We start from the raw sequence: 24,019 nt of genomic DNA, 5'->3' as shown, positions 1-24,019 counted from the left end.
GAGCGAGGTCAGCCGGGCCGGCGCGCCGAAAAGCCGAGGACCTTCATCGCGGCGTTCAGGCTCTGCTTTTTCGCCCAGTAGCCTTTCCACGGATCTTCCATCTGGAAGGACAGGTGCTCGCGCGCGGTTGCGATCGTCCACTGGCTGCCGCTCTTGAGCTTGCCCAGGTCGTCCCACGACACCGGCATCGACACACCGAGGCCGGCACGAGCCCGTGCCGAGAAAGCAGCCGCGGTCGTGGCACCGTGCCCGTTGCGAAGATAGTCGACGAACAGCTTTCCCATCCGGTTCGAAGGCCCGCTCTTCGCGACGAAGCGGGTCGGAATGGCCCGCGCCAGATGCTGCACGATCGCCTGCGAGAAACCCTTGACGGTCTCGTAGTCGAAACGGGGCGCGAGTGGAACGACCACGTGCAGCCCCTTGCCGCCGCTCGTCTTCAGCCACGCTTCGAGGCCGAGCTCGGACAGCAGCGCGCGCACCAGCACGGCGGCATCCTGCACGTGCTGCCAGGAGGTGCCTTCGCCCGGATCGAGGTCGAAGATCATGCGATCGGGCTTGTCGATGGCCTTTGCCGTCGAGTTCCAGGTGTGGAACTCGATCACGTTCATCTGCGCAGCGCTGGCCATCGCCTGCGCCGACCCGACTTCCAGCAGGGCGCCATGCCCCGGCCAGAGTGCCGGGTCGAGTTCCTTGATGCCCGGGATGCTGATCTTCTCGTCATGCTTCTGGAAGAACAGTTGGCCCTGAATGCCCGACGGTCCACGCACCAGCGAACAGGGCCGTCCCTTGAGGTGCGGAAGCATCCATTCCGCGATCGACTCGTAATAGCGCACGAGGTCCAGCTTCGTCAGCCCTGAGCCGGGATCGATCACCCGGTCGGCGTTGCTGACCTTGATCCCGCCGACGGCTGACTTGCCCGCCGTCTTGATCGGCCCGGCGCCGATCTGCGTGGCGGTCTCGCGCACGATGGCGCCTGCGGGCTTGTCGATGCGCAGCGCGACGTACGACGCGTGCCGGATCTGTTCATCCGGCGTCCAGTCCGAGAAGGCGACCTCGGCCACCTGGCTCGGCACCACCCACCGTTCGCTGCCGGCTGCACGCTTCGACCAGCGACCGGGCTTCGCCACGCCCGCGGCGAACGGCGCCCTGTCGGCTTCGATTTTCGAGAGCCGCTTCTTCAGCGATGCGGCTTCCTTGGCGTCCCATCCGGTACCGACGCTTCCCACCGAGACGAGGTCGCCGTTGGGCGCATGCACGCCGAGCAGCAGGCTCCCGATCTGCGACGGTGAACCCGCCCGATCGGTGTAGCCGGCGATCACGAACTCCTGGCGCAACTGGCACTTCAGCTTCAACCATGCCTCGGTGCGGCGCGAGGCGTAGGGCGCGTCGGTGCGCTTGGCGATCACGCCTTCCAGACCGATGCGCTGTGCGGAAGCCAGGATCGACGCCGGATCGGCGTCGAAGGCCGCGCTGAAGCGAATCCGATCGGTGCCGCGCTCCTTGAGGAATTCCTCGAGGAGTTGCCGGCGCGCACCCAGGGGCGCCTCCCGCAGGTCGTAGCCTTCGAAATAGGGAAGGTCGAACAGAAAGTAGACGATCTGCTCCGTGCTCGCCTTGCGGTCGAACGCGTTCTGAAGGGCATTGAATTTCGGCAGGCCCTTTTCGTCGAGCACCACGATCTCGCCATCGAGCCAGGCGGATCGAACGCCGAGCTGCTCCAGTTCGCGCGCGAGCGTCGGCATCTTCGCCGACCAGTCGTGGCCGCCCCGGGTCACCAGCGTCGCCTTTCCGTCCTGGATCCGCGTCATCAGGCGATAGCCGTCGAACTTGATCTCGTAGATCCAGTCGCCCGACGCCGGTACCCCGGTGGCCAGCGTGGCGAGCTGCGGGTCCATCTTCGCGGGCAGAGGGGCCGTGACGGCGCCCGGCAGCCCCTTGTCGGCCTGCACCTTCCGCCGTGGCTTGCGAGAGGTCGAGATCGCTTCCGCACTTGCGGAGGCCTTCTTCAGCGGCTTGGCAATCACGCTGTCGGGCAGGGCGGAGACGACGTCGTACTCGGCTTTCGGCCGCGCGAACCCGTCGCGCTTCTTGAACAGGATCCACGGCTCCTGCCTCTCGCCGCCCTTCGCGATCTTGACGAGCTCCCACAGGCCCGCCAGCTTCTGGCCGTGCAGGTGAAAGAGCAGCTTGCCCTTGGCGAGACCATCGCGAGGATCGCCGACGGGCTCCCACGTCCCGTTGTCCCAGACGATGACGGTGCCGGCGCCGTATTGCTTCGGCGGAATCGTCCCTTCGAAGGAACCGTACGACAGGGGATGGTCTTCCACGTGGATGGCCATCCGCTTCTCGCTGGGGTCGAAGCTCGGACCTTTGGGCAGTGCCCATGACAGCAGCACGCCGTCGAGCTCGAGGCGGAAGTCGTAGTGCAGGCGGCTGGCCGCATGCTTCTGGATCACGAAGGACAGGGCCCGCGATTTGCCGGCCTTGCGCTCTCCGCGCGGCTCGGACGTGATCGCGAAGTCGCGCTTGCTCCAGTACCTCTCGAGAGGATCGGCGGAATTGTCGCGGTCGGCCATTCGACAAATCTAGAGTGATTCGTGGGACGTGTCGAGCATGAACGCTCGCGGTGCCGCGCGGTCGTCGAGCGACCGGCTAGCGCTTCTGCGACCGACCGTGCAGCACCGGCGCGAGGTACCGCGCCGTGAGGCTGCCCGCCGAAGCGGCCACCTCTGCAGGCGCTCCGGCCACCACGACCCGGCCGCCTTCCTGGCCTGCGCCGGGCCCCATGTCGATCACCCAATCGCACGCGGCCACGACCCGCATGTCGTGCTCCACCACGATCACCGTGTTGCCCGCAGCGACCAGGCTGTCGAGTTGCAGCATCAGCTTGTCGACGTCGGAGGGGTGGAGTCCCGTCGTCGGTTCGTCGAGCACGTAGAGACCGTTGCCCCGTTGCGCGCGCTGCAGCTCGGTCGCGAGCTTGATGCGCTGGGCCTCGCCGCCCGAAAGCTCCGTGGCGGGCTGGCCCAGCCGCAGGTAGCCAAGTCCGATGGCCTGCAAGAGCATCAGCGGACGTTCCACCGCGGGCTCGTCGACGAAGAATCCGACGGCTTCGTCGACGGTCATGCGGAGAATGTCGGCGATGCTTTGACCCCGCCAGGTGATGGCGAGTGTCTTCTCGTTGTAGCGTGCGCCATGGCAAGTCGGGCAGGGCGCGTAGACGCTGGGCATGAATAGCAACTCCACGCTGACGAAGCCCTCGCCCTCGCAGGTCTCGCACCGCCCCTTGGCCACGTTGAAGGAGAAGCGGCCTGCATCGAAGCGCCGCGCCTTGGCCGCGGGCGTGGCGGCGAACAACTTGCGCACATGATCGAACAGGCCGGTGTAGGTGGCGAGATTGGACCGCGGTGTACGGCCGATCGGCTTCTGGTCGACATGCACGAGCCTGCGCAGCGATTCCGCGCCACGCGCGATGTGGCCCGTCACGCGGTCTTGCGCCGCGGCCTCGATGCGGTCTTCCTCGTCCTGTGGGGCCTCGTGGCCGAGGTGCGCGGCGACGAGTTCCGTCAAGGCCCGCGTGACCAGGCTGGATTTGCCGGAGCCCGAGACCCCGGTGACGGCGGTGAGCACGCCGAGCGGAAACTCGATGTCGAGTCGGGTCAGGTTGTTGCAGCTGACTTGCGCGAGGGCGAGCCAGCCCGCGGGCTCGCGCGGCGTGCGGGGCGGCAGGGGCGCCGTGTCGAACAGATAGCGCGCGGTATGCGAGGCCTTGACGGCTCGAAGTCCGGCCGGTGGGCCGCTGAAGAGTACCTGGCCTCCCTTTTCGCCCGCGTCGGGGCCGACATCGACGAGCCAGTCGGCACGCCGCATGAGGTCGAGGTCGTGCTCGACGACGAAGAGCGAATTGCCGGCCGCCTTGAGCCGGTCCAGCGCAGTCAGCAGGGCCTCGCTGTCTGCGGGGTGCAGGCCGGCGGAGGGTTCGTCGAGGACGTAGACGACCCCGAACAGATTCGAGCGGATCTGGGTGGCCAGTCGCATCCGTTGCTGTTCGCCAGGCGATAGCGTGGGCGTGAGGCGGTCGAGCGACAGATAGCCGAGCCCGAGTTCCAGCAGGGTCGTGACGCGCTGGAGTACGTCATGGGCGATGCGCTGTGCAGCAATGCGCTTTTCTTCCGAGAGTGCCGGCGTGTGCCGAACGTCCGGGGCCGCAAGATGCGCCGACCCGCCAGCGGCTACGCGCTTTGCCGTGGCACGCCTGGCTGCATCGCGGCTGAGCACGTTGGCATCGGGCTTCCCGGAAAACGATCCACCCGCCGCCGGTGCCAGTACCTCGGCCAGTTCCGAGAGCGGCAGTTGCGACAACGTGCCGATGTCATGCCCCGCGAAAGTCACCGACAAGGCCTCGCGCTTCAGCCGGCGTCCCTTGCAGGTGGGGCATGCGCTCGGCTCCATGAACCGGGCGACGCGCTTTTTCATGAGGTCGCTCTGTGTGGTTGCGAAGGTGTGCAGGACGTACTTGCGGGCGCCCGTGAACGTTCCCTGGTAGCTCGGTTCCATCTTGCTGCGCAGTGCGGCTTGGGTCTCTGCGGGCGTGAACCCCGCGTACACGGGCACCGTCGGCTGCTCGTCCGTGAAGAGGATCCAGTCGCGCACCTTCTTCGGCAGGTCGCGCCACGGCGTGTCGACGTCATGGCCGAGCGTCACGAGGATGTCGCGCAGGTTCTGCCCATGCCACGCGGGCGGCCAGGCAGCGATGGCGCGTTCGCGAATCGTCAGCGAATCGTCCGGAACCATCGTTCGTTCCGTCACTTCGTAGGTGCGCCCCAGCCCGTGGCACGTGGGGCACGCGCCCTGCACGGTGTTGGGAGAGAAGTCTTCGGCGTACAGCATCGGCTGGCGCGCCGGGTAGGTGCCGGCGCGCGAATAGAGCATGCGCAACGAACTCGAAATCGTCGTCACGCTCCCAACCGAGGAACGCGCGCTGGGCGTGCCCCGCTGCTGCTGCAAGGCCACGGCGGGCGGCAGGCCTGTGATCGAATCGAATTCGGGCACGCCGGCCTGGTCGATGAGACGGCGTGCATAGGGCGCGACCGATTCGAGGTAGCGCCGCTGCGCCTCGGCGTAGAGCGTGCCGAAGGCCAGCGAGGACTTGCCCGAGCCGGAAACGCCGCTGAACACGACCAGTGCATCGCGCGGCAAGTCGACGTCCACATTCTTCAGGTTGTGTTCGCGCGCGCCGCGGACGCGGACGCAGGGGTCTGTCTGTGGGCGGTCTTTGTTGTGCTCGGCATCGTCAACCATGGGATCTCTTCTGGGGCATCGTTCGTAGGATCACTGCGATAGAGGGCACCTGCTCAGGCTCCGCACCTTGCACTCGTTCGCAGGGTCGCCTTGTCAGTCGCGGCCTCATCCGCGCACGCGAATGCACCCGAGCGTCGCTCCCCCATGCAAGCCCGTCGCCTACTCGACGAGTGGCGAGTGGATGACCAAAAGCGTGCGCACCGAAATGAAACATTGCAGCCTTCACGAACTAGGAGCAGCCATGGACACCTACAGCGCAAATCCCTCCCTATCGCCGCCCGGCGTTGCCCGCGTGACGGATCTGTCCACGCGCGATGTGGCCGTCAGCAGCGGCAGTGGCGTCTCATGGGGCGCCATCTTCGCGGGGGCGGCCGGGGCCGCGGCCTTGTCGCTGGTTCTTCTCCTGCTCGGTACTGGCCTTGGACTCTCGGCAGCCAGTCCTTGGGCGTCCCGGGGTGCCAGCGCGGCCGCTCTCGGTTTCGCTTCCATCCTCTGGCTTTCGTTCACCCAGATTGCGGCATCGGGCATGGGCGGTTATCTCGCTGGCCGGCTTCGCACCAAATGGGCGGGCGCGCACACCGACGAGGTGTACTTCCGTGACACCGCGCATGGTTTCCTGGCGTGGGCTGTCGCAACGCTGTTGAGCGCCGCGCTCCTGGCCTCGGCCGTTGGGTCGATCGTTGGCGCCGGTGCCCAGGCGGGCGCGACGGCTGCGGGCGGTGCGGCGACGGCTGCCGCAGGCACCGCCGCTGGCGCTGCAGGCGCTGCAGGAGCCTCCGCCAGTGACTCGTCAGGCGGCCCGGTCGGCTATTTCATCGACTCATTGTTCCGTCGCGACGCCGGCGCTGCCACAGGCTCTCCGGCCCCGAACGACGGCACCGCCGCAGCGGCACCGGGCGCACCGGCTGACACGTCCGGCACCCCCGAGCGCAGCAACGCGGCGACCACGGCTGAAGTGAGCCGCATCTTCATGAATGGCATTCGCACCGGTGCATTGCCGGCCGCCGACACGACCTACGTGGCGCGCGTCGTGGCGCAGCGCACAGGCATGAGCCAGCAGGACGCCGAGAAGCGCGTGAACGACACCTACGCCAAGGCGCAGGCGGCGCTCAACGACGCGAAGACGAAGGCGCAGGAGGCGGCAGATGCGGCGCGCAAGGCCTCGGCCTATGCCTCCCTTTGGCTCGTCGTTTCGATGCTGATCGGCGCCTTCGTGGCGAGCTTTGCAGCGACCTACGGCGGTCGGCGTCGGGACCTCTGATTCATTCAATCAAACTCAAGGAGAACCCTCATGCGCTCACTCTTGCTTCTCTTCCTCGGGGTACCCATCCCCATCATCATCCTGATCGCGTTGTTCTTCCATTGACGCCTGCCGGCGCCGCTGTTGTCACGCCTGGCCGGACGCCGAGACTGCCGCGATGCAATCGATCTCGATGTCGAAACGGCCCGGCCAGGCGGGCACGTTCACGAAGATTCGCGCCGGCGGGTCCTTCGGAAAGAAACGCCTGTAGATCTCGTTCACCGTCGCGAAGTGTTCGATCGAGGTGCAGTACACGTTGCACTTGAGCACGAGCTCCAGCGATGAGCCCGCGGTTTCCAGGCACAGCTTCATCTGCTCCAGCACGATCTCGGTCTGCCGCTCGATCGGCGCATCGATGACCTGGCCGGTCGCCGGATCGAAGGGCGGCAGGCCCGACACGTAGACCGTGTCTCCATGCCGAGTGACGACGGAAGTTGGCGCCTTCCAGTTCTCCAGGTAGGTGGACAGCGGCTCGACGCGGATGATTTCTCGCTTCATGGTTTGGACTCGGAAGTCAGTCGTAACGGCCGAGATTACGCGCCTCGAGGTCGCGCCCACGCAACGGGTCCACCGGCTTCCGGAAAGTCTGGCAGCCCGCTTCGAACTGGATGGCCTGCCAAGCGGGCCGCGGCGGGGGAGTTCAGCAAACCCAGGGGTGAGTTGGTGATCGCTGCACCCATCGTGATACTGCGGCAGTTCGACCCCAATCCTGTGCCTGTGGGCCTGGTGCATGCAGGGCAGGGCAGGCTGCCGGCCAAGTCCCGTTGTTTCATCGACTTCGCCGCACCCCGATTGCGCAAGGCGTTGGAGAAACTGACGAAGAGAAATCCGCCCGGTCTCGCCAAGGTCGGCTCGACAACCAATGCCTATGCATGACCCGAGGCGCTGACCCGATCAGGACGACCCGTCGCCGGTCAGGACCACCCAGAAGGTGCGCGCGATGATCTTGACGTCCAGCAGCAACGACCACTCGGACACGTACCGCGCATCGAGGGCGACCCGGGCCGCATAGGGCAGTCGGTTCCGGCCGCTCACTTGCCACAGGCCTGTGATGCCGGGCCGCATGTGGCAGTAGTAGACCCATCCGGGGCCGTACATGCTGCGCTGGCGAACCATGCAGGGACGAGGACCAACCAGGCTCATGTCGCCCTTCAGCACGTTGAAGAACTGTGGCAGTTCGTCGAGGCTCAGTCTTCTGATCACCCGCCCCACGCGCGTGACGCGTGGATCGTCGTCCAGCTTCTGGAACTCTTCCCATCGACTTCGCGCCGCCGGATCGCTCTGCAAATGCCGCGCAAGGACGTCATCCGAGCCCCTGACCATCGAGCGAAATTTGTAGCAGCGAAAGGCGCGGCCGCCCTGACCCAGGCGAGTCTGCCAATAGTGCACCGGACCCCCCATTCCGATGCGCACGGCCGCGGCGATGAACAGGTAAAGCGGCCCGAGCAACACGAAGAACATCAACGCGCCGAGGATGTCCATCGAACGCTTGAGCGTGCGCTGCGAGAAGGTGAGGCAGCAGGGATCGGGAAGCGTTTTCGTGTGAAGGGCGACGAGGTACGGCCAGCTTGGCGAGCTTGTGTCGGGCTGAGGTGGAAACATGATCGTCTTTTGATGAGTTGAAAGAGTCCGCAAGAAGAGTCGCGCGGCCGGTCAGCGGCCGGGACCGCCGCCACCAGGTCCACCGCCGCCACCGGGGCCACCTCCGCCGCCGCCGGGTCCACCGCCGCCACCGGGGCCACCTCCGCCGCCGCCAGGTCCGCCGCCGCCGCCAGGTCCGCCACCGCCAGGTCCGCCACCGCCGCCAGGTCCGCCGCCGCCGCCAGGTCCGCCGCCGCCGCCAGGTCCGCCGCCACCGCCAGGTCCGCCGCCACCGCCAGGTCCGCCGCCACCGCCAGGTCCGCCGCCACCGCCAGGTCCGCCGCCGCCGCCAGGTCCGCCGCCACCGCCAGGTCCGCCGCCACCGCCAGGTCCGCCGCCACCGCCAGGTCCGCCGCCGCCACCAGGTCCGCCGCCGCCACCAGGTCCGCCGCCGGCACCAGCACCGGCTCCTGCGCCGCCGCCACCAGCACCGGCTCCTGCACCGCCGCCGCCAGCACCGGCTCCTGCGCCGCCTCCACCAGCACCGGCTCCTGCGCCGCCTCCACCAGCACCGGCTCCTGCGCCGCCTCCGCCAGCACCGGCTCCTGCGCCGCCTCCACCAGCACCGGCTCCTGCGCCGCCTCCACCAGCACCGGCTCCTGCGCCGCCTCCACCAGCACCGGCTCCTGCGCCCGCTCCGCTGCTTGTACCTGCGCTGGCGGAACCGGCAGCAGCGCCGCTTGCAACACCTGCTGCGGCACCGCCGACTGATCCATTGCCCGCATTCGTGCTACCCCCCGGGTCGGGTGCGCTGCTGGCGATCGCCGAACCTCCGACCGGCGCCGAGCCCTTGGATATCGCGATCCCAGTCGCGGCTTGACCGATCGATGCGCCCGGGGCAACCCCGCTTGGAGAGTTCGCCGCTTGCGCCCCTCGGATCGGCGTGCTGAAACAGGGGGCTTCACCGAAGGGGTTGTAGCGATCGCAATGGGTCGCGACACTCGTCGCGCTGCCGACGAGAGCCGGCCCGGTCGGGCGCGCTACCGACGCGGGGCTGTCGGCCCTTGGCTGCTCCGTTCGAGTCGAACGCTGGACCTCGGCGACGACGGGCGGTGCCGCTTTTTGGCGGCCACCTGCGATGGCGCGCGGCACGCTGACAGTCCTCGCCGCGCCCCGGTCGCGCTGCAGTGTGCCTGCACCAGCCCATTGCGATGCTGTCGTCGCTCTTGGTGTCGGTGCCGGAGGAACCCGTGCGTCTTCGATGGGAGGAACTGCCTCGGCCTGCTGGACCGGCTGTGGTGCCCGCGGGGATTGCTCCGCCCATTCTGCGGCCTGGGCATCGGCGACCTGTGGCTCCGTGGTTCGTGCCTCCGCGGCCAGAGGCTCGGCAGGTTGATCGATCGCCTCGACCTCGGCCGGCGCGGCCGGCGCTGCGGGTGCTCGCGGTTCCATGTGCGGATCCGGCGTGGACGCAGCCTGCACCTTGGAGGGTTGCCCACGGATCGCCACCGGCTCGAGAGCGGGCGCCGGACCGCGCTCCATCGTGCGGTTCCAGTACCAGAACACGAACGCCGCGATCAACAGGAAGACCACCGTCAGGAGGAGCATGACGGGCAGGTCGAGTGCACCGGGGAGCATCGGCTTCCTGGCGATCTCTCGCTTTTCGGTGGTGCGCACAACGACGAACGGGTTGTTCGCCATTGCAGCAGGCATTCGTGCGGGCGCCGTCGTGGGCGCGGGCCGCGGCACCCTGGGCATCCTCGCGGGTCTCTGAACCCTCCCTTCAGGCAGGGGCCCCGCGGGGACATTCGCTGCCGTGCGAATGCCGGTGAATCTTCCCGCGCATCCCCGGCAATACCTTGCGGGATCTCTGTTGGCGGTGTGGCAGGACTCGCAGAACTTCGTCATGGCAATGAGGCGAGGCGTGGGACTCACGGAATCGGTATGGAGGCGGTGATCACCACGAGCAGGTTGATCACCACCGCGAAGGCCACGAAGTCCATGGCGGACGCCCGGTCCGGCGTCTCCCGCAGGCGCCATGGAAACACCGCGTTGCGCAAGGCAGGGCCTTTCACGTTGTCGCCGGTGGTCCCGTAGAACGCCGGGAGCTGGCGCGAGCAGCATTTGCAATGGCGAGCGGACCCCATGTTGATCGTGTTGCACGCGTCGCAGATCTCGGCAGACGGAGCGCCCACCTGCAGCCTTGCAAGGTCGATCAGCGTTCCGAAGGCAATACCTCGCGTCGATGTGCCCAGGACCAGACAAGGGTTGGTGGGGGTAGCCATCGCATTCTCCTCAAACACATGTGAAACTTTCACATCAGTAACGCTCTTGTCTTATAGTGGCTGCGGAGAGCATGTAAGACAGGGGCTGAAAGCGCTGTCCCGCTGGTAACCGGTGGTTAATGGACCGTCTTCAGGAGCCGACTTTCATGCGACCGCGCGGCGCTTCCGGACTGCAGCGTTCGCAAACAGACCCAATGGCAACGAACCACCCCAGATCGAAGAACGCCAAGCACGACCGTGGCCAGCCATCGCTCCGTCAAAGCATGGCGCTGGGCAGGGAAGGTCAGCTGGTGTGGGTCATCGGGGCTTGCGATCGCGTGTTGCGTCCCCTGGTGAGGCTCGCGCTGGCGTTCGGCGTCAAGCACGCGCAACTGGAGGATTTGCTCCGTGACATCCTGCTGGATGAGGCACGTCGTGCGTGGCTCGACAAGGGCACCGAACCCAACATCAGCCAGTTGTCGGTGACCACCGGACTGAACCGCAAGGTCGTGACCACGAAAGTGCGCGAAGGCGTGGCTTCGCTGCCGCACACGGAGATGTCGGCAGAAGCCAAGACCTTGACCTTGTGGCTCCAGATGTTCGCGGACAACCCGGCCCATCGCTCGTTGCCGATCGTGTCCGAACAGGAATCCGTGCCGTCCTTCGAGGCCGTCGCGCGACGCGCCAGCCGAGGCAACGTACACCACCGGGCCATCCTCGATGAACTGGTGCGCCTTCGCATGGCGACCGAAGTCGATGGCACGGCCGAACTTGCCGTGGCCGGCTTCGTGCCGGCGAGCGACCTCAAGGGGATGCTTTCGTTCCTGGGCGACAACGCGCGTGATCACCTTTTGGCGGGCGTCTCGAACACCATGGGGCCGAAGCCGCCTCTTCTGGAGCGATCGGTGTTCGCGGCCGGCCTGTCGCTCGAGGAATGCGAGCGCATTCACCGACTTGCGCGGGAGCGCTGGGGTGGCCTTCACGACGAGTTGTCGCGCGAGATGAGACACGCCTACGAGGCCGCCGACGAGAAGGCTTCGGGCCGCATCCGCGTTGGCATCTATACCTACTACGAAGACGCGGAACCCAAGGCCAGGGCCGAAAGAACGGTCGCGCCGGCGTCGTCCAGCAAGTTATCAGGGAGAAGTGAATGATCGGAAACCTGATGCGCACTGCGCTTCTGTCGCTAGGGACCGCCTTGCTCCTGTCCTGCGGAGGTGGTGGCGGTGGCGGCGGCGCGTTCGCACCGGTCGTCGGAACTGCAGCGGGGACGCTCGCAGCGGCCGTCCCTGTCGGCGGTGCAAGCCCGGGCGGCGCGACTGCTGCGAACAGCGTGAACGGGGGCAGTGGTGGCAGCGGCGGCATTGGCGGTATTGCCGCCGATGACGGGAGCTCGACCACCACCGCGGGCGGGGACGACGCGTCGGGTGTGGGCTCGGGAGGCACCGGCGTGAGCACCGCCGACGCCACCGGCGTCGGCGCGGTCGATGGCGCCGGAAGCGTCATCGTCAACGGTCTGCGCTACGACACGACAAGCGCCGTCGGCAACATCCAGGACGCGCCCGCCGGATTGCAACTGGGCATGACCGCGAAAGTCACCGGACCCGTGAACGCGGACTTCACGAGCGGCATCGCACGACGGGTCGAATCCGCCGCCGACCTCCGCGGCACCGCGGGACAGGTCGACCTGTCGCAGGGCAGCTTCGTCATCTTCGGCACGACGGTCACGACCGACGAGGCCACGGTGTGGGCGGATGCATCCGGCCTGGCCGCGATTCCGGCGGGACGCACCTTGCAGGTGTGGGGATTGCCGGCGTCGCCGGGGGTGCTGCGAGCGACGCGCGTGGAGCAGCGCGACCCTTCCACGCCGATTCTTTCGGGCACGGTGCAGAACCTCGACGCCTCGGCGCACACCTTCACGCTCGGCGGCGTGGTGGTCGACTACAGCGTCGCGGCGATGAGCGGCAGCCCGGACGGCCGGCCGCTCGCCAATGGAACCATTGTGCGTGTGCGCGCAAACATCGTCTCCGCCGGCCGGCTTGCCGCCGTGCAGGTGGAGTGGTGGTACCCCTTGCCGACCGCAGACGGCACGACGGCGCAGTTCGCAGGAATCATCACGGACTACGCGGGACAGGGTTCGTTGCGAGTGCTCGGATTCCCTGTCGATGCGACTTCCGCGCAGGTCACCGGCGGGCAGCCCCGTGCGCTCGGCAATGGCGTGAAGGTGGAAGTCGGCGGCACAGTGTCGGGCGGCGTCCTCAAGGCCACGAAGCTCAAGATCCGGCACGCGCCGGGTACCGGCGGCCCGGCGTCGTTCGATCTGATCGGCACCGTGGGCGCCTTCAGGTCCGCTTCCGACTTCCGGGTGAAGGGGCAGCCCGTGGACGCCGGCGGCCCCGGCGTGCTGTTCACCAACGGCACTGCGGCGAACCTGGGCAACGGCGTGAAGGTGCACATTCACGGGTCGCAGGTCGTCGACGGTGTGCTGACGGCACAGACCGTCACCTTCGAGTGAACAAACGATGGAAGACACAAGACGCAGGCTTCCCGGACCGCTGTCGCCGGATTCCGACTTCGAATACCGGGGATGGCTGGTACGCGTCGAGACCACCCTCGCCGATCAGGTCTACTCGGGTCACGCGGACTTGCTCTGCGATGGCGTGCACCGATGCCGGGTCGTGTTGACGACCTCCCGCATGGATCTCCCGAGCGCCCAACTGGCGCTGTGTTCAAAGGCCCGCGACTTCATCGACGACTGGTGCACGCGCGACCACTCGGGCACCACTTCATTCCAGGAGCTTCAAGGAAGCTGAACAGCACCCTGACGCAATGCGTCCTTCACCGTCGCGGCGGTCGCGGCGGCAGCAGGTCGGCGTCATCGTCGATCGGAGGATTTTCGAGCTCGGCGATGAACTGCTGAGTTGGACCCGATGATGTTCGCTCAAGCAGGCTTCGTCGTTCCCAGGCCAGGGTCTCCCTGGTGCGTCGATCGCTGTCCGCCTCGCGCCGGCGCCATGCGATGACCGCGCCAACGGAGATGACACAGGCAGAGAAGGCGAGAAAGCCGGAGGCAGCGACCAAGGTGTTGATCCATCCCGGCGGAACCTTCCTCACATAGAGGAGCAAGGCGAGACCTCCCAGAGCCACCAGGCTCAGCAAGAGGGGTGGATAGAGACGCGCAGGCTCGCTCCGGCGCACTGAGCGCCAGACCATCATCCCGAGTCCGAACAGCCCAGCCACGCCATAGAAGACCACCATCGCGGGGTCGCTCGCGGATTGCGTCGCGAGCCCGCCGATCTCTTGCGCGGCCAACAGACCGAACACGAGCCAGACGCCTAACCATCCCATGCCTTCCATCATTGATCCACTGTGAGCCACGCAGGCGGTTGACGATCCGGACGAAGAGTCCGTCACGACCTCCGTGGCGGCATCCTGACCGCATTGAAGACCGCGCCTGCGGCAGTGACCGTAGGCGGCGGCCAAGCGATCGCGTGGGGCGTCACCCATTCTGGACGGCGGGTCGCACGTCAGGATGAGTGCCCGCGCTCGGCCATTCTGAAGCGCCTTCAGTCCACCAGCCCGAGCTGGACATATCCGCCGTTGTTGCCGATCGCGCCGACCACCATCGACAGCTTGTTGCCTTGCATCAGAAAGTAGGCGTTGGGCGCAGTGCCGGCCCCCCGCATCCCGAGCGGGCCGATCAAGCCCATGGTGCCAAGGCCGTAACCTACGCTGGCTGAGGAGCCATCGGGCTTGAGGAAGCTGGAGGCGCCGGTGGTCGCATCGAGCGTGAGCGTGCCCCATGTGCCATTCGTGTCGGCGCCGCGCGCGGTGCTGCTTGCCCACGCGCTGGTCTCGGGCAACCCGACCCGAAAAACGTTGTCGCCCACAGTGTTCAGGCCAGCCGAAAGGTAAACGTTCTGGCCGGCGACCATCGCGATCGAGAAGGCGCCCTTGTCGGTAGGGTCCGCGACGTTGACGATGTTCCAGCTCGTGCTGCTCGCGCCGGGGCTCACGGTGTAGGTCAGCACCGAGCCGCTGGGGCATTTGGCAATCGCATGGATGCCGACTTCGTTGCACAGCAGGAAGACCGTGCCGCCGTTGGTCACCTGGGCCTGACGGATGTTCGAGTTGCGAGTGCTTGCGTTGACCTGGATGCCGAAGCGGTTGTAGGTGCCGTCGAGGGCACTTTGCTGCGTGACGAGCGCGCGCGATGCGATGAAGGGCTGGACCGCGTAGGTCGTCGACGAGGGAAGCGTCGCGAACGGGAAGGAGCCGACGACCGTGTCCGTCGTCATCCTGAACCGTGCCGTGTTGACCGCTGCGCCGATGCGCGGGTTCTTGAAGACGTACGTGCCGCTTTCGGTCGCGTCCGCGGTGAAGGCGCCCGACGTCACCGCGCCCGTCGGGTCGGTCATGTCGTAGGTCTGCGTGTCGAGATTCAGCGCGAGCGTCAACTGGGTTCCATTGGTGGCGAAGACCTTGTAGTCGCCATTGCGCGCATCGCCGCCCGCGAGCTTCAACACCGTGTCCTTGGTGAGAGCTGCATTGGCGCTCGCTTTGGCGGTCACCGTGTATGTGCCCTGGCTGGTCTGCGTGTTGACCAGTTGAGCGGCCCACTTCGTGGAAGTGACGGAGGGGCTGCGAAGCGTCACCGCGCCGGACTGCGCGCTGGTCCCACTCCAGTTCGAATCGGAACTCGCGGTGATCTCGACTGTGTCGCCCGGCTTGACGGCGTACTGGCCGGCGCCGTCCGCGGTGGCCGGTGTGCCATTGACGGAAACGGTCGTTGTCAGCGTTGCCGCCGGAAGGACGGGAAAAGAACCGCCACCACCGCCGCCGCCGCCGCAGCCTGCCACTGTGGCTATCCATACTGCCAGTCCAGTCAACTTCACCCAACGCGTCATCTCGAACCCTTTCTGCTTGTTGTCGTATTTGCCGACCTGGCCACCTGACCAGCATCTGACATCCAAATGTAACTATTTGCTTGGTTATGTAAGATAAGGGTTTTCAATCAGGCTGCTACGGTGGGAGCAATGACTTCAACTCAGTACGTCAGTCGAGTCGCTCTGTTGCGGGACAGGGTCCCGTCGTTCGATCGCTATCCCTTCTGCCTGCCGGCGCTGCGGACTTTCGACCGTATCGAGCTTCACCCCAAGGTGACTTTCTTCGTGGGGGAGAACGGGAGCGGCAAATCGACACTCCTCGAGGCGATTGCCGTGTCGCTTGGCTTCAACGCCGAGGGAGGCAGCAAGAACTTTCGATTCAAGACCCGGCGCTCACACTCCGAACTGCACGAGTACCTTCGCCTGTCCAAGGGCGTCAAGCGACCGCGTGACGGGTACTTCCTGCGTGCGGAGAGCTTCTTCAACGTGGCCACGGAAATCGAGAATCTCGACGCCGAGCCTTCGTTCGGACCGCCCGCGATCGACTCCTATGGCGGCCACTCGCTGCATGAGCAGTCGCACGGCGAGTCCTTCATGGCGCTGGTGACCGAGCGCTTCGGGGGGAAGGGCCTCTACATACTGGACGAGCCCGAGGCTGCGCTATCGCCCCAGCGGCAACTCGCGGTGTTGTCTCGCATGCATGACCTCGTACTCGATGCGTCACAGTTCATCATCGCGACTCACTCGCCCATCCTCATGGCTTATCCCGATGCATGCATCTACCAATGCAGCAAGGACGGGGTCGCGAAGATCATCTACGAGGACACCGAGCATTTCAAGGTCACTCGCGACTTCCTGGCGAACCCGGAACGCATGCTCCGCATCCTCCTGGAGCGCTAGCAACGGCGCAGCTAGCCAGGTACCCGCTTCGCGTAGTCGACAAAGAATCCAAGGCTGCCCGGATTCAGCATGGCGTCGGGGCTGGCGACCTTCTCCACCGGCGCGCCGAGCAGCAGTTTGCGCACAGGCACTTCCATTTTCTTGCCGCTGAGCGTGCGCGGGACCTCATCGACCTGAAGCACTTCGTTTGGCACATGGCGCGCGGAGGCCTTGGTGCGGATCTGGGCGCAGATGCGTTCCTTCAGCGCATCGTCCAGGGTCGCGCCAGGCTGGAGCACGACGAACAGCGGCATGAACGACGGGCGGCCCAGGAACTCGAGGTCGACCACCAGGCTGTCACGCACCTCGGGCAGCTCTTCGACCACGCGATAGATCTCGGCCGTTCCCATGCGGATGCCGTGGCGGTTGATGGTGCTGTCGGAGCGTCCGTAGATGACCGAGCTGCGACGCGGCGTGAAGCGAATCCAGTCGCCATGGCGCCAGACGCCGGGGAAGGTGTCGAAATAGCTTTCGAGGTAACGCTTGTCGCCCGGGTCGTTCCAGAAGCGCACTGGCATCGAGGGCATGGGCTGCGTGATCACGAGTTCGCCGACCTCGTCGACCACCGGCTGCCCCGCCTCGTCGAATGCGAAGGCCGCGACGCCGAGTTCCGGGCACTGGATCTCGCCCGCATGCACCGGCAACGTCGGCGCGCAAGCCACGAAGCCGGAGGCGATGTCGGTGCCGCCGCTGATGGAGGCCAGCCAGAGGTCTGGCTTCACTGCGGCGTAGACCCAGCGATAGGCGTCGACGGGCAAGGGCGAGCCGGTCGCGTTGATGGCGCGCAGCTTTTCGAGCGACACCTGCTCTCGTGGACGCAGACCGTCCTTCATGCAGTTGATCAGGTAGGCCGCGCCGCAGCCGAAGAGCGTGACGCCCTGCGCGTCGATGAAGCGCCACAGCGCGCCGGCCTCCGGCCAGCCCGGGTTGCCGTCATAGAGCACGATGCTCGCGCCCGTGAGGAGTGCGCCCACCTGCAGGTTCCAGACGATCCATCCGGTGCTGCCCAGGAACAGCAGGCGGTCGCCGTCGCGCAGGTCGTGTTGCAACGCCATGGTCTTCAGGTGCGTGAGCACGATGCCGCCATGGCTGTGGACCATGGCCTTGGGCAGCCCGGTCGTGCCCGACGAATACACGATCCACAGGGGATGGTCGAAGGGCAGTCGTTCATAGCGCGGTGGCGCGTCTTCGGCCAGCGCGTCGTCCCAGTCCACGCGATCGCGCCAGCCGACCGTTCGCTCGCCGGCCAGAGGCCCTGGCACATGGACCACGCGCCGCACGGTGGGCAGTTGCGCAAGCAATGCGTCAACCTGCGAAGCGCGGTCGTGCAGCTTGCCGCTATAGGTGTAGCTGTCCGACGCGAGCAACAGGCAGGGCTCGATCTGCCGCAGGCGATCCAGCACCACCGAAGGGCCCATGTCGGGCGCGCAGCCGGACCAGATGGCGCCGATGCTGGCACAGGCGAGAAAGGCCACGACCGTTTCCGGTCGATTCGGCAGGTAGCCCGCCACCCGGTCGCCCGGACCGACGCCCCAGGCACGCATGCGCGCCGCCAGCGCGGCAGTGTCTCGCTCCAGCTCGGCCCAACTCACCTCGCGCAGCGGCGCATTCTCGGTCCGGGCGAGGATTGCGGGCCGCTTGGTCGTGGCGTTGCGCATCACGTTCTCGGCGTAGTTCAGCCGCAGGTTCGGGAACCAGCGCGCACCGGGCATCTGCCGCCTCGCAAGCGCCGGCTCGCGTTCGCCTTCGGCGATCACGTCGAAGTAGTCGCAGATCGATTGCCAGAAGGCTTCGAGTTCGTCGATCGACCAGCGCCACAAGTCCTCGTAGTTCGAGGTCTGCACGCCGCGGCCGTCGGCGAGCCATTGCTGGTAGTGGTGCAGGCGGCTCGCGCTGGCCTGCTCTGGCGAGGGCGACCACAGCAGTTCGCCATGGCCTGCCGGAAGGGACTGGGGTTGCATCTGCAGGCCTTGAACAGGATTCAAAAAAAGGAAGTCGATACGAAGACAGACCTACCGGGGATCGGATCCGAAGTGATGCAGCACATTGCGCAACAGCCTGTCGAACACGGGATCGCGACCGACGATCCATGCGGCGCCGACGGCCCCGGCGTGGAACACGCGACCGCCCTGGGGGCGCTCCCAGTAGATCATTTCCGCGGACAGTCCTTCGAGCGAGTCGGTGACGCGAGAGTACCAGTCGAGGTAGGTGTCCATTGCGCCGGGCACGCGACGGATACCTTGTGCGATCACGCTCAGGCCGGCCGGCGGCGTGGGCAGCGTGGCGCCCGGCGGCGCTTGATGCGTCATGCGAAGCAGCGTCGCGGTGCTCAGGTCCCACTCGTGGCCGATGGCGCGCGGCAGTCCGCCGCCCGGCGCATGGCCGAAGGTCTGGCCGCGTTCGAGTCCCAGCGGGTGAGGGTGGTTGAAGAGCGGATGGGCGGGCTCGGCCACGTGGTAGACGCCGAAGTCCTCCGCATCGGCGAAGCCCCATCCTGCGGTTTCCAGGCCGATGATGCTCGCGGCGGCGCGGCCGACCGCGCGCAGTTGCCCGCCACGTGCCCAGTCCTGGCTGTGGAACTCCTCACCGAAGGGCCCGGCTGGCGGCCGCAGTTTGGCATCGGCCGCATCGGCGCCGCGCTCGTCGTTCTTGCGCTGCTCCATCACGCCCATGTCCTCGTCGAAGCTGACCCGCAGGTACATGGTGTTGCCCGACAGCACCAGGGCCTGTCCGCCGCGTCGCAGCAGGGCGTCGAAGGCATCCACCACGGGCGTCGACCAGTATTCGCTGTGGCCGTTGACCACGACCGTGCGATAGGCCGCGAGCAACGCCGGGTCGGCGTGCACGTCGAGGTCGGCCAGCAGGTCGAACTCGTAGCCTTCGCGCTCGAGCCAGGCGTGCAGACGGCGCTCCAGCCGGGTCCATTGCGCGAAGCCGCTGCCCGCAGGGTCGTAGAGCGCTGCCGGGCTGGCGTTGGGCCACGGCATGTGCAGCCCGGTGAAGTAGCTGGGCTGCCCCGCGTGATGGTAGGTGTAGCTGCAGAACGCGGGCGCTTGCGGATGGCTGTTGGGCAGTCCGGTGGAGCGGCGCGGCCACACGGGGTCTTCCACCTGGTTGCGCGCGAAGGGCGTGGCGGCGTACGCCAGCCAACTGCTCATCGCGCACAGCACCAGCAACGGCGCCGGGCGCGCATGGGCCGGACGCTTGACGAGGAACGTGATGTCGTAGACCGCCTCGCGTCCCTCCCAATCGAAGTGCAGCCGCGCCACGTGCAGCCCGGGGCGCGCTTCGGCCGGCAAGCTCAGGCTGTGGGTGGCCGCCCAGCGGCAGTCATGGAGGTCGTCGCTGGCCAGGCGCAGCCCCTGGCGCTGGCCGTGCGCGGCGAAAGGTTCCTGGGCCTCGGCAGCATCCTCGTCAAAGGCCGGGCCGCGGATCATCCAGGTCCCGTGATTGACGATGCGGCCGCCGCGCTGGTGGCCGCTGGTGTCGGCCACGCGGTCGCCGCGGCCCTCGCGCAGCGGCCAGCAGGCGCGAACGGCAGGATCGGCCGGCAGTCGAAGTGCACGCTGGGTCGCGCGCGCGGCGATCTCGCCGGCCGACAGGGCGCGCTCGTAGACCACGGGCAGCGCCAGGTCCACATCGGCCAGCGCATCGGCCCCGTGCGGCTCGCCGGCCGCGCCCAGGCGCAGCGGCGCGGGGCCCGGGCGCACCGGGCCGGCCAAGGGCCAGCGGCCGGCGCACCCGCCGTCGATCCACAGGGCCGCCGAATGGCCGTCCCAGGTCGCGGCCACGTGCTGCCAACGCCGTGCGTCCAGACGGCCCCCGACCTGCAGGGCCGCATCGCGTCGTTCGCCGCCGTCGCCAAGGTACAGCGCCAGGGCGCCATCGGCCTCGATGAACAGCCCGAAGCCGCAGCGCGCCGGCGCATCGTATTGCGTGATCAGGGCTTGCCGCGCACCGGTGCAACGCCACGGCATGACCCAGCATTCCAGCGTCAGCCCGGGCAGCGGCAGCGCCGCGGGCAGGCCCTTGTCGATATGCACGTAGGAGCCGGGGTGGATCGGCTGCACCTGAGTGGCCGAGGTGCCGAGGTCCGCAACCACGACGTCGTCGCGCCGGCTGTCCGCGTCGTGACCCAGGCGACACACCGTGAGGCGGTAGGGTCGGTCGCTGCTGATGTGAAAGTCGATGGGCTCGCCGGCGTGCACGGTCTTCGCGCTGGTGTAGCCATGCACGCCCGGCACGGCCAGCGGGCGGTGCGGCGGGATCGGTCGGCTCATTCCGAAGTGAAGCCCGAGGCCTTGACCACCGGTCCCCAGCGCTTGAGGTCATCCGCGATCAGGGTCGACAGCTCCTCGGGCGTGCTCGGGTTCGCATCGCTGCTGAGCTTGGCGAGCCGTTGCTGCACTTCGGGCAGGGCCAGCGCCTTGCCGAGCGCCGCATGCAGTTGCATGACGGTGGCGCGCGGCGTGGCGGCCGGCACGAACAGGCCGGTCCACTCGAGGTTGTCGAAATGGGGCTGGCCCAGCTCCTTGAGCGTGGGCACGTCGGGCAGCAGCGCGGTGCGCTTGACGCCGTTGACCGCGAGAACCTTGAGCTTGCCGGCCTGCTGGTACTGCACGAGATCCGCGATCGGTGTGATGCCTGCCGCCACCTGGTTGCCCAGCAGATCCTGGACCAGTGGCGCCGCGCCGCGATAGGGGACCGACGTCAACTCGACCTTGGCTTCGCTGCCCAGGCGATAGCCCATGAACTGCGCCACGCTCCCGGCCGCCGGCACGCCGTAGCTGGCCTTCGACTTGTCGCTGCCGGCCACCGCGAGCCATTCGCGCACGTCGCGCACCGGTAGCGCCGCCCGCACCGCGATGCCCTCGTAGAAGGTCGCGATGCGGCCCACGGCCTGGAAGTCCTTCACCGGGTCGTAGTGCACCGATTTCGAGGTCAGCGGCAGCATCACCATCATGTGCATGTTGGCGAGCAGCACGGTCAGGCCGTCTGCCGGCGCGGCGCGCACATAGTCGGCGGCGATCTGGCCGCCCGCGCCCGTGCGGTTCTCCACCACGACCGGCGCGCCCAGTTCCGCCGAGAGCTTGTCGGCCAGCGTCCGGGCCTGGACATCGGCCGACCCGCCCGCCGGATAGCCGACGATCAGCCGCAACGGCCCCCTTCCGGTGGGCAGCTGGGCGGAGGCCGCGCAGGAGAGGGCAAGGCTCGTGCAGGCGAGCGTGAAGCGAAGCAGGGCGCGCAGCGTCATGGTGTCATCCTCGGGAAAGTTCGATGGAGCGTGAAGAAGGGGCGGAAGAAGCGCGGCACGCGCATGACGTGAGCCGCACGCGAAGCTCAGGCCAGCTCGCAGCGAACCACCTCGTCAGCGAGGTCGGCCAGGGCCCGCTCGAGTCGCTCGACCAGTTCGTCGAGCTCGGGCTCGCTGATGGTCAGCGGCGGCGTGATCATCTGGAAATCGCCGAACGCACCCAGGTTGGCCCGGCGGTTGTACAAGGCAATGCCATGGCGCAGCCCATGCGCGGTGAGCTTCGCGGGTGCGTTGAACTCGGGTGGAAGTGCGCGGCGTGTGGCCTTGTCGGCGACCAGTTCGATGGCACTGAGCAGCCCCAGTCCGCGGACGTCGCCCACCAGCGGCGAGCGCTCGGCGAGCGCCTCGAGCCGTCGGCGCAGGCTCACGCCGCGCTCGCGGGCGCGTGCCACGAGGTCGAGGCGTTCGACCTCGTCCATCACGGCATTGGCGACGGCACAGGACAAAGGGTTCGTGAAATAGGTGTGTCCGTGCACGAAGCCGCCGTGGCTGGCCACGGCATCGACGATGCGGTCGGGCGCCAGCAGGCAGCCCAGCGGCGTGTAGCCCGCCGCCAGGCCCTTTGCCAGCGTCACCAGGTCGGGTCGCGCCGCACGCCAGTGTTGAGCGGCGAGGAACTCGCCGGTGCGGCCGGCCCCGCTCATGATCTCGTCGTAGATCAGCAGCACGCCGTAGCGGTCGCAGATCTGCCGCACACGTTCGAAGTACGCGGCCGACGACACCACCGCGCCGGTCGACAGGCCGCCGATCGGCTCGATGATGAAGGCAAGAACGGTCTCCGGCCCTTCGCGCTCGATGGTTCGGGCCAACTCCTCCGCGCAGGCCATCGCGTGGCTCTCCTGCGTGTGGCCCTCGGGCAGTCGGTACGACAGCGGCGCGGCCACCTTGGGCATCGGCTTGACCATGGGGCCGTAGATCGACAGCGTGTGCTCGTCCCCGGTGATCGCCACGGCGCCGAGCGTGGAGCCGTGGTAGCTCGGGTGGCGCGAGATCACTTTCCAGCGACTGGCCTGCCCGCTCACCACGGCATAGTGGCGCGCGAGCTTGATCGCCGACTCGTTGGCCTCGGAGCCGCCCGAGACGAAGAAGGCGCGGTCGAAGCCCTCGCCGGCCAGCGCGCAGACGCGATCGGCCAGCGCGATGTTGTGTTCGCTCTCGAAGAAGCGGGGGTAGGCGAAGCTCACCCGCGCGGCCTGTTCCTGCATCGCCGCAAGCACGTGCGGGTTCCCATGTCCGATGTTGGCCACCACGGCACCGGCGGTCGCGTCCAGGTAGCGCCGGCCGTCGGCGTCCCAGAGGTAGACGCCTTCACCGCGACCCAAGCGTGGCGGCCTTGGCGCGCCCTTGGGGCTGTAGAAGGCGAGCACCGAGCCGCCTTGCCGGGTGTCGCCGAGCAGGCGCGGTGCGGAAGACGTCGCGGAAGGACTGTCAGTGGAAGGATTCATGGCGCAACGATACGGAGATCGCGGCGGCAGCAGAAGGCGCATGGAAGGATGAAGTCCTATACGCTAGGCGCATGAAGCTCGTCCATGACCGCCTCGATCTGCTCACTACATTCCTGCGCATCGCCGAAACCGGCTCGTTGAGCAAGGCGGCCCGCCTGCTCGGCATCACCCAGCCTACCGCCAGCAGGCGCCTGCTGGAACTCGAACGCCTACTGGGCTGCAAGTTGGCCCTCAGGACCACCGCGAGCTTCTCGCTGACCGACGAGGGACGTCTCCTGCTGGTCGAGGCCCGGGCCTTGTCCGACCGATGGGCAAGTCTTGCCGAACGGATTTCCGGCGGCCGCAGTCGGCCGGAGGGGACCTTGCGGGTGATCGGCCCGTCGGGCTATGGGACGGGTTTCCTGACGGACGCCGTGACCGACCTGCGCGCAGCATGGCCGCAATTGCGCGTCGAACTCACGTTGACCGACCGCGTCGTGGACCTGGTGGCGACAGGCGCGGAATGCTGGGTCTGCGTGGGCGAAGTGCGGGACCCCGGACTGGTCTGCCGACCCCTTGGCATGATGGAGCGGATCCTCGTCGCCCATCCTGCGCTGCTGCGTCGCATCGGAAAGGTGACGCCAGCCAACTTGCCGACCCTGCCGTGCGTCGGCCTCGTGCCGTACTTCGCGGATTCGGTGCGCTTGCTCGACCGGTCAGGACGCTCGCATACGGTGTCGATCGACACGCCGCTGCGCACCGACAGCCTGCTGTCGAGCTATCGGGCGATCCTCAACGGTGATGGCATTGGCGCGGCCGCGCCGTGGATGTGCCAGGGCGACCTGGACGCGGGTCGATTGAAGCGCGTGCTGCCACGCCTCTGGCTGGAACCAGTGGGCATCCACGTGGCGCTCCCCCCCGACCTCCACCGTCCGGCGCGTGTGACTGCATTCATTGATGCACTGCGCCGGAGAATCAAGGACATGCGGGGGTTCAGTTCCGCCGACTAA

At 67.4% G+C, this 24,019-nt stretch carries 20 protein-coding genes; 8 read left to right on the top strand and 12 right to left on the bottom strand.

Features of this window, described 5'->3' with window-relative positions; all coding sequences use genetic code 11:
* Positions 1–8: 8 nt before the first annotated feature.
* Positions 9–2,576: a DNA ligase D gene (ligD, locus tag ACSFBL_RS01180; protein WP_435513903.1), complete on the bottom strand. Its 2,568-nt coding sequence runs from the start codon at positions 2,574–2,576 to the stop codon at positions 9–11.
* A gap of 76 nt (positions 2,577–2,652) precedes the next feature.
* Positions 2,653–5,301 carry an excinuclease ABC subunit UvrA gene (locus ACSFBL_RS01175; protein WP_435513902.1) on the bottom strand — a complete coding sequence of 883 codons (2,649 nt, stop codon included), beginning with the start codon at positions 5,299–5,301 and terminating at the stop codon, positions 2,653–2,655.
* 241 nt (positions 5,302–5,542) lie between these two features.
* Here ACSFBL_RS01175 and ACSFBL_RS01170 point away from each other — a divergent pair, with 241 nt between their 5' ends.
* Positions 5,543–6,562 carry a hypothetical protein gene (locus ACSFBL_RS01170; protein WP_435513901.1) on the top strand — a complete coding sequence of 340 codons (1,020 nt, stop codon included), beginning with the start codon at positions 5,543–5,545 and terminating at the stop codon, positions 6,560–6,562.
* 126 nt (positions 6,563–6,688) lie between these two features.
* On the opposite strand, the gene ACSFBL_RS01165 is transcribed toward ACSFBL_RS01170, so the two are convergent.
* Positions 6,689–7,099, bottom strand: a complete 411-nt coding sequence (locus ACSFBL_RS01165; protein ID WP_435513900.1) for a RidA family protein — start codon at positions 7,097–7,099, stop codon at positions 6,689–6,691.
* A 162-nt stretch (positions 7,100–7,261) separates the two neighbouring features.
* Here ACSFBL_RS01165 and ACSFBL_RS01160 point away from each other — a divergent pair, with 162 nt between their 5' ends.
* Positions 7,262–7,477 (top strand): hypothetical protein, encoded by a 216-nt coding sequence (locus tag ACSFBL_RS01160; RefSeq protein WP_435513899.1) that lies wholly within the window; start codon positions 7,262–7,264, stop codon positions 7,475–7,477.
* Between the two features lie 18 nt (positions 7,478–7,495).
* On the opposite strand, the gene ACSFBL_RS01155 is transcribed toward ACSFBL_RS01160, so the two are convergent.
* Positions 7,496–8,083, bottom strand: coding sequence for a sugar transferase (locus ACSFBL_RS01155; RefSeq protein WP_435513898.1), 588 nt, complete (start codon positions 8,081–8,083; stop codon positions 7,496–7,498).
* Positions 8,062–8,958: a hypothetical protein gene (locus tag ACSFBL_RS01150; protein ID WP_435513897.1), complete on the bottom strand. Its 897-nt coding sequence runs from the start codon at positions 8,956–8,958 to the stop codon at positions 8,062–8,064. Before ACSFBL_RS01150 ends, ACSFBL_RS01155 begins: the two co-directional genes overlap by 22 nt.
* Before the next feature lie 830 nt (positions 8,959–9,788).
* Between ACSFBL_RS01150 and ACSFBL_RS01145 the strand changes: the two genes are divergently transcribed.
* On the top strand, positions 9,789–9,956 hold the full coding sequence (locus ACSFBL_RS01145) for a hypothetical protein (protein ID WP_435513896.1): 168 nt from the start codon (positions 9,789–9,791) through the stop codon (positions 9,954–9,956).
* Between the two features lie 157 nt (positions 9,957–10,113).
* Here the strand turns inward: ACSFBL_RS01145 and ACSFBL_RS01140 are convergent, their stop codons facing one another.
* Positions 10,114–10,467, bottom strand: coding sequence for a hypothetical protein (locus ACSFBL_RS01140; protein ID WP_435513895.1), 354 nt, complete (start codon positions 10,465–10,467; stop codon positions 10,114–10,116).
* A 194-nt stretch (positions 10,468–10,661) separates the two neighbouring features.
* On the opposite strand from ACSFBL_RS01140, the gene ACSFBL_RS01135 reads away from it, so the two are divergent.
* From ACSFBL_RS01135 to ACSFBL_RS01125, 3 genes are read left to right on the top strand one after another with little or no spacing between them, the layout of a single operon-like run.
* Complete coding sequence (locus ACSFBL_RS01135) at positions 10,662–11,600, top strand: DUF6502 family protein (RefSeq protein WP_435513894.1); 939 nt, start codon at positions 10,662–10,664, stop codon at positions 11,598–11,600.
* Positions 11,597–12,961, top strand: a complete 1,365-nt coding sequence (locus ACSFBL_RS01130) for a DUF5666 domain-containing protein (protein WP_435513893.1) — start codon at positions 11,597–11,599, stop codon at positions 12,959–12,961. Before ACSFBL_RS01135 ends, ACSFBL_RS01130 begins: the two co-directional genes overlap by 4 nt.
* 7 nt (positions 12,962–12,968) lie before the next feature.
* Complete coding sequence (locus tag ACSFBL_RS01125) at positions 12,969–13,259, top strand: hypothetical protein (RefSeq protein WP_435513892.1); 291 nt, start codon at positions 12,969–12,971, stop codon at positions 13,257–13,259.
* Positions 13,260–13,284: 25 nt separating this feature from the next.
* On the opposite strand, the gene ACSFBL_RS01120 is transcribed toward ACSFBL_RS01125, so the two are convergent.
* Positions 13,285–13,803 carry a hypothetical protein gene (locus tag ACSFBL_RS01120; protein ID WP_435513891.1) on the bottom strand — a complete coding sequence of 173 codons (519 nt, stop codon included), beginning with the start codon at positions 13,801–13,803 and terminating at the stop codon, positions 13,285–13,287.
* A 209-nt stretch (positions 13,804–14,012) separates the two neighbouring features.
* The gene (locus ACSFBL_RS01115) at positions 14,013–15,305 is read right to left on the bottom strand and encodes a hypothetical protein (RefSeq protein ID WP_435513890.1); all 1,293 of its coding nucleotides are present in this window, start codon (positions 15,303–15,305) and stop codon (positions 14,013–14,015) included.
* A gap of 177 nt (positions 15,306–15,482) precedes the next feature.
* On the opposite strand from ACSFBL_RS01115, the gene ACSFBL_RS01110 reads away from it, so the two are divergent.
* Complete coding sequence (locus tag ACSFBL_RS01110) at positions 15,483–16,232, top strand: AAA family ATPase (RefSeq protein ID WP_435513889.1); 750 nt, start codon at positions 15,483–15,485, stop codon at positions 16,230–16,232.
* Between the two features lie 11 nt (positions 16,233–16,243).
* Here the strand turns inward: ACSFBL_RS01110 and ACSFBL_RS01105 are convergent, their stop codons facing one another.
* From ACSFBL_RS01105 to ACSFBL_RS01090, 4 genes are all read right to left on the bottom strand, one after another.
* Positions 16,244–18,232 (bottom strand): acetoacetate--CoA ligase, encoded by a 1,989-nt coding sequence (locus ACSFBL_RS01105; protein WP_435513888.1) that lies wholly within the window; start codon positions 18,230–18,232, stop codon positions 16,244–16,246.
* Between the two features lie 51 nt (positions 18,233–18,283).
* Positions 18,284–20,551 (bottom strand): N,N-dimethylformamidase beta subunit family domain-containing protein, encoded by a 2,268-nt coding sequence (locus ACSFBL_RS01100; protein ID WP_435513887.1) that lies wholly within the window; start codon positions 20,549–20,551, stop codon positions 18,284–18,286.
* On the bottom strand, positions 20,548–21,525 hold the full coding sequence (locus tag ACSFBL_RS01095) for a Bug family tripartite tricarboxylate transporter substrate binding protein (RefSeq protein ID WP_435513886.1): 978 nt from the start codon (positions 21,523–21,525) through the stop codon (positions 20,548–20,550). The genes ACSFBL_RS01100 and ACSFBL_RS01095 overlap by 4 nt, the downstream gene beginning before the upstream one ends.
* Before the next feature lie 86 nt (positions 21,526–21,611).
* The gene (locus ACSFBL_RS01090) at positions 21,612–23,030 is read right to left on the bottom strand and encodes an aminotransferase family protein (protein WP_435513885.1); all 1,419 of its coding nucleotides are present in this window, start codon (positions 23,028–23,030) and stop codon (positions 21,612–21,614) included.
* 71 nt (positions 23,031–23,101) lie between these two features.
* Between ACSFBL_RS01090 and ACSFBL_RS01085 the strand changes: the two genes are divergently transcribed.
* Positions 23,102–24,019 carry a LysR family transcriptional regulator gene (locus ACSFBL_RS01085; RefSeq protein WP_435513884.1) on the top strand — a complete coding sequence of 306 codons (918 nt, stop codon included), beginning with the start codon at positions 23,102–23,104 and terminating at the stop codon, positions 24,017–24,019.

It is taken from the genome of Variovorax glacialis (assembly GCF_051216375.1).
Taxonomy (GTDB): Bacteria; Pseudomonadota; Gammaproteobacteria; order Burkholderiales; family Burkholderiaceae_C; genus Variovorax.
This window is presented reverse-complemented; position numbering and strand designations above follow the sequence as displayed.

Excerpts from the sequence above, each read along its gene's own strand:
- ACSFBL_RS01125 (WP_435513892.1), top strand. The coding sequence starts at position 12,969 with ATGGAAGACACAAGACGCAGGCTTCCCGGACCGCTGTCGCCGGATTCC.
- ACSFBL_RS01170 (WP_435513901.1), top strand. The coding sequence starts at position 5,543 with ATGGACACCTACAGCGCAAATCCCTCCCTATCGCCGCCCGGCGTTGCC.
- ACSFBL_RS01145 (WP_435513896.1), top strand. The coding sequence starts at position 9,789 with ATGACGGGCAGGTCGAGTGCACCGGGGAGCATCGGCTTCCTGGCGATC.
- ACSFBL_RS01130 (WP_435513893.1), top strand. The coding sequence starts at position 11,597 with ATGATCGGAAACCTGATGCGCACTGCGCTTCTGTCGCTAGGGACCGCC.
- ACSFBL_RS01150 (WP_435513897.1), bottom strand. The coding sequence starts at position 8,958 with ATGGATCAGTCGGCGGTGCCGCAGCAGGTGTTGCAAGCGGCGCTGCTG.
- ligD (WP_435513903.1), bottom strand. The coding sequence starts at position 2,576 with ATGGCCGACCGCGACAATTCCGCCGATCCTCTCGAGAGGTACTGGAGC.
- ACSFBL_RS01110 (WP_435513889.1), top strand. The coding sequence starts at position 15,483 with ATGACTTCAACTCAGTACGTCAGTCGAGTCGCTCTGTTGCGGGACAGG.
- ACSFBL_RS01140 (WP_435513895.1), bottom strand. The coding sequence starts at position 10,467 with ATGGCTACCCCCACCAACCCTTGTCTGGTCCTGGGCACATCGACGCGA.
- ACSFBL_RS01135 (WP_435513894.1), top strand. The coding sequence starts at position 10,662 with ATGGCAACGAACCACCCCAGATCGAAGAACGCCAAGCACGACCGTGGC.
- ACSFBL_RS01165 (WP_435513900.1), bottom strand. The coding sequence starts at position 7,099 with ATGAAGCGAGAAATCATCCGCGTCGAGCCGCTGTCCACCTACCTGGAG.
- ACSFBL_RS01095 (WP_435513886.1), bottom strand. The coding sequence starts at position 21,525 with ATGACGCTGCGCGCCCTGCTTCGCTTCACGCTCGCCTGCACGAGCCTT.
- ACSFBL_RS01105 (WP_435513888.1), bottom strand. The coding sequence starts at position 18,232 with ATGCAACCCCAGTCCCTTCCGGCAGGCCATGGCGAACTGCTGTGGTCG.
- ACSFBL_RS01120 (WP_435513891.1), bottom strand. The coding sequence starts at position 13,803 with ATGGAAGGCATGGGATGGTTAGGCGTCTGGCTCGTGTTCGGTCTGTTG.
- ACSFBL_RS01100 (WP_435513887.1), bottom strand. The coding sequence starts at position 20,551 with ATGAGCCGACCGATCCCGCCGCACCGCCCGCTGGCCGTGCCGGGCGTG.
- ACSFBL_RS01090 (WP_435513885.1), bottom strand. The coding sequence starts at position 23,030 with ATGAATCCTTCCACTGACAGTCCTTCCGCGACGTCTTCCGCACCGCGC.
- ACSFBL_RS01175 (WP_435513902.1), bottom strand. The coding sequence starts at position 5,301 with ATGGTTGACGATGCCGAGCACAACAAAGACCGCCCACAGACAGACCCC.
- ACSFBL_RS01155 (WP_435513898.1), bottom strand. The coding sequence starts at position 8,083 with ATGGACATCCTCGGCGCGTTGATGTTCTTCGTGTTGCTCGGGCCGCTT.
- ACSFBL_RS01085 (WP_435513884.1), top strand. The coding sequence starts at position 23,102 with ATGAAGCTCGTCCATGACCGCCTCGATCTGCTCACTACATTCCTGCGC.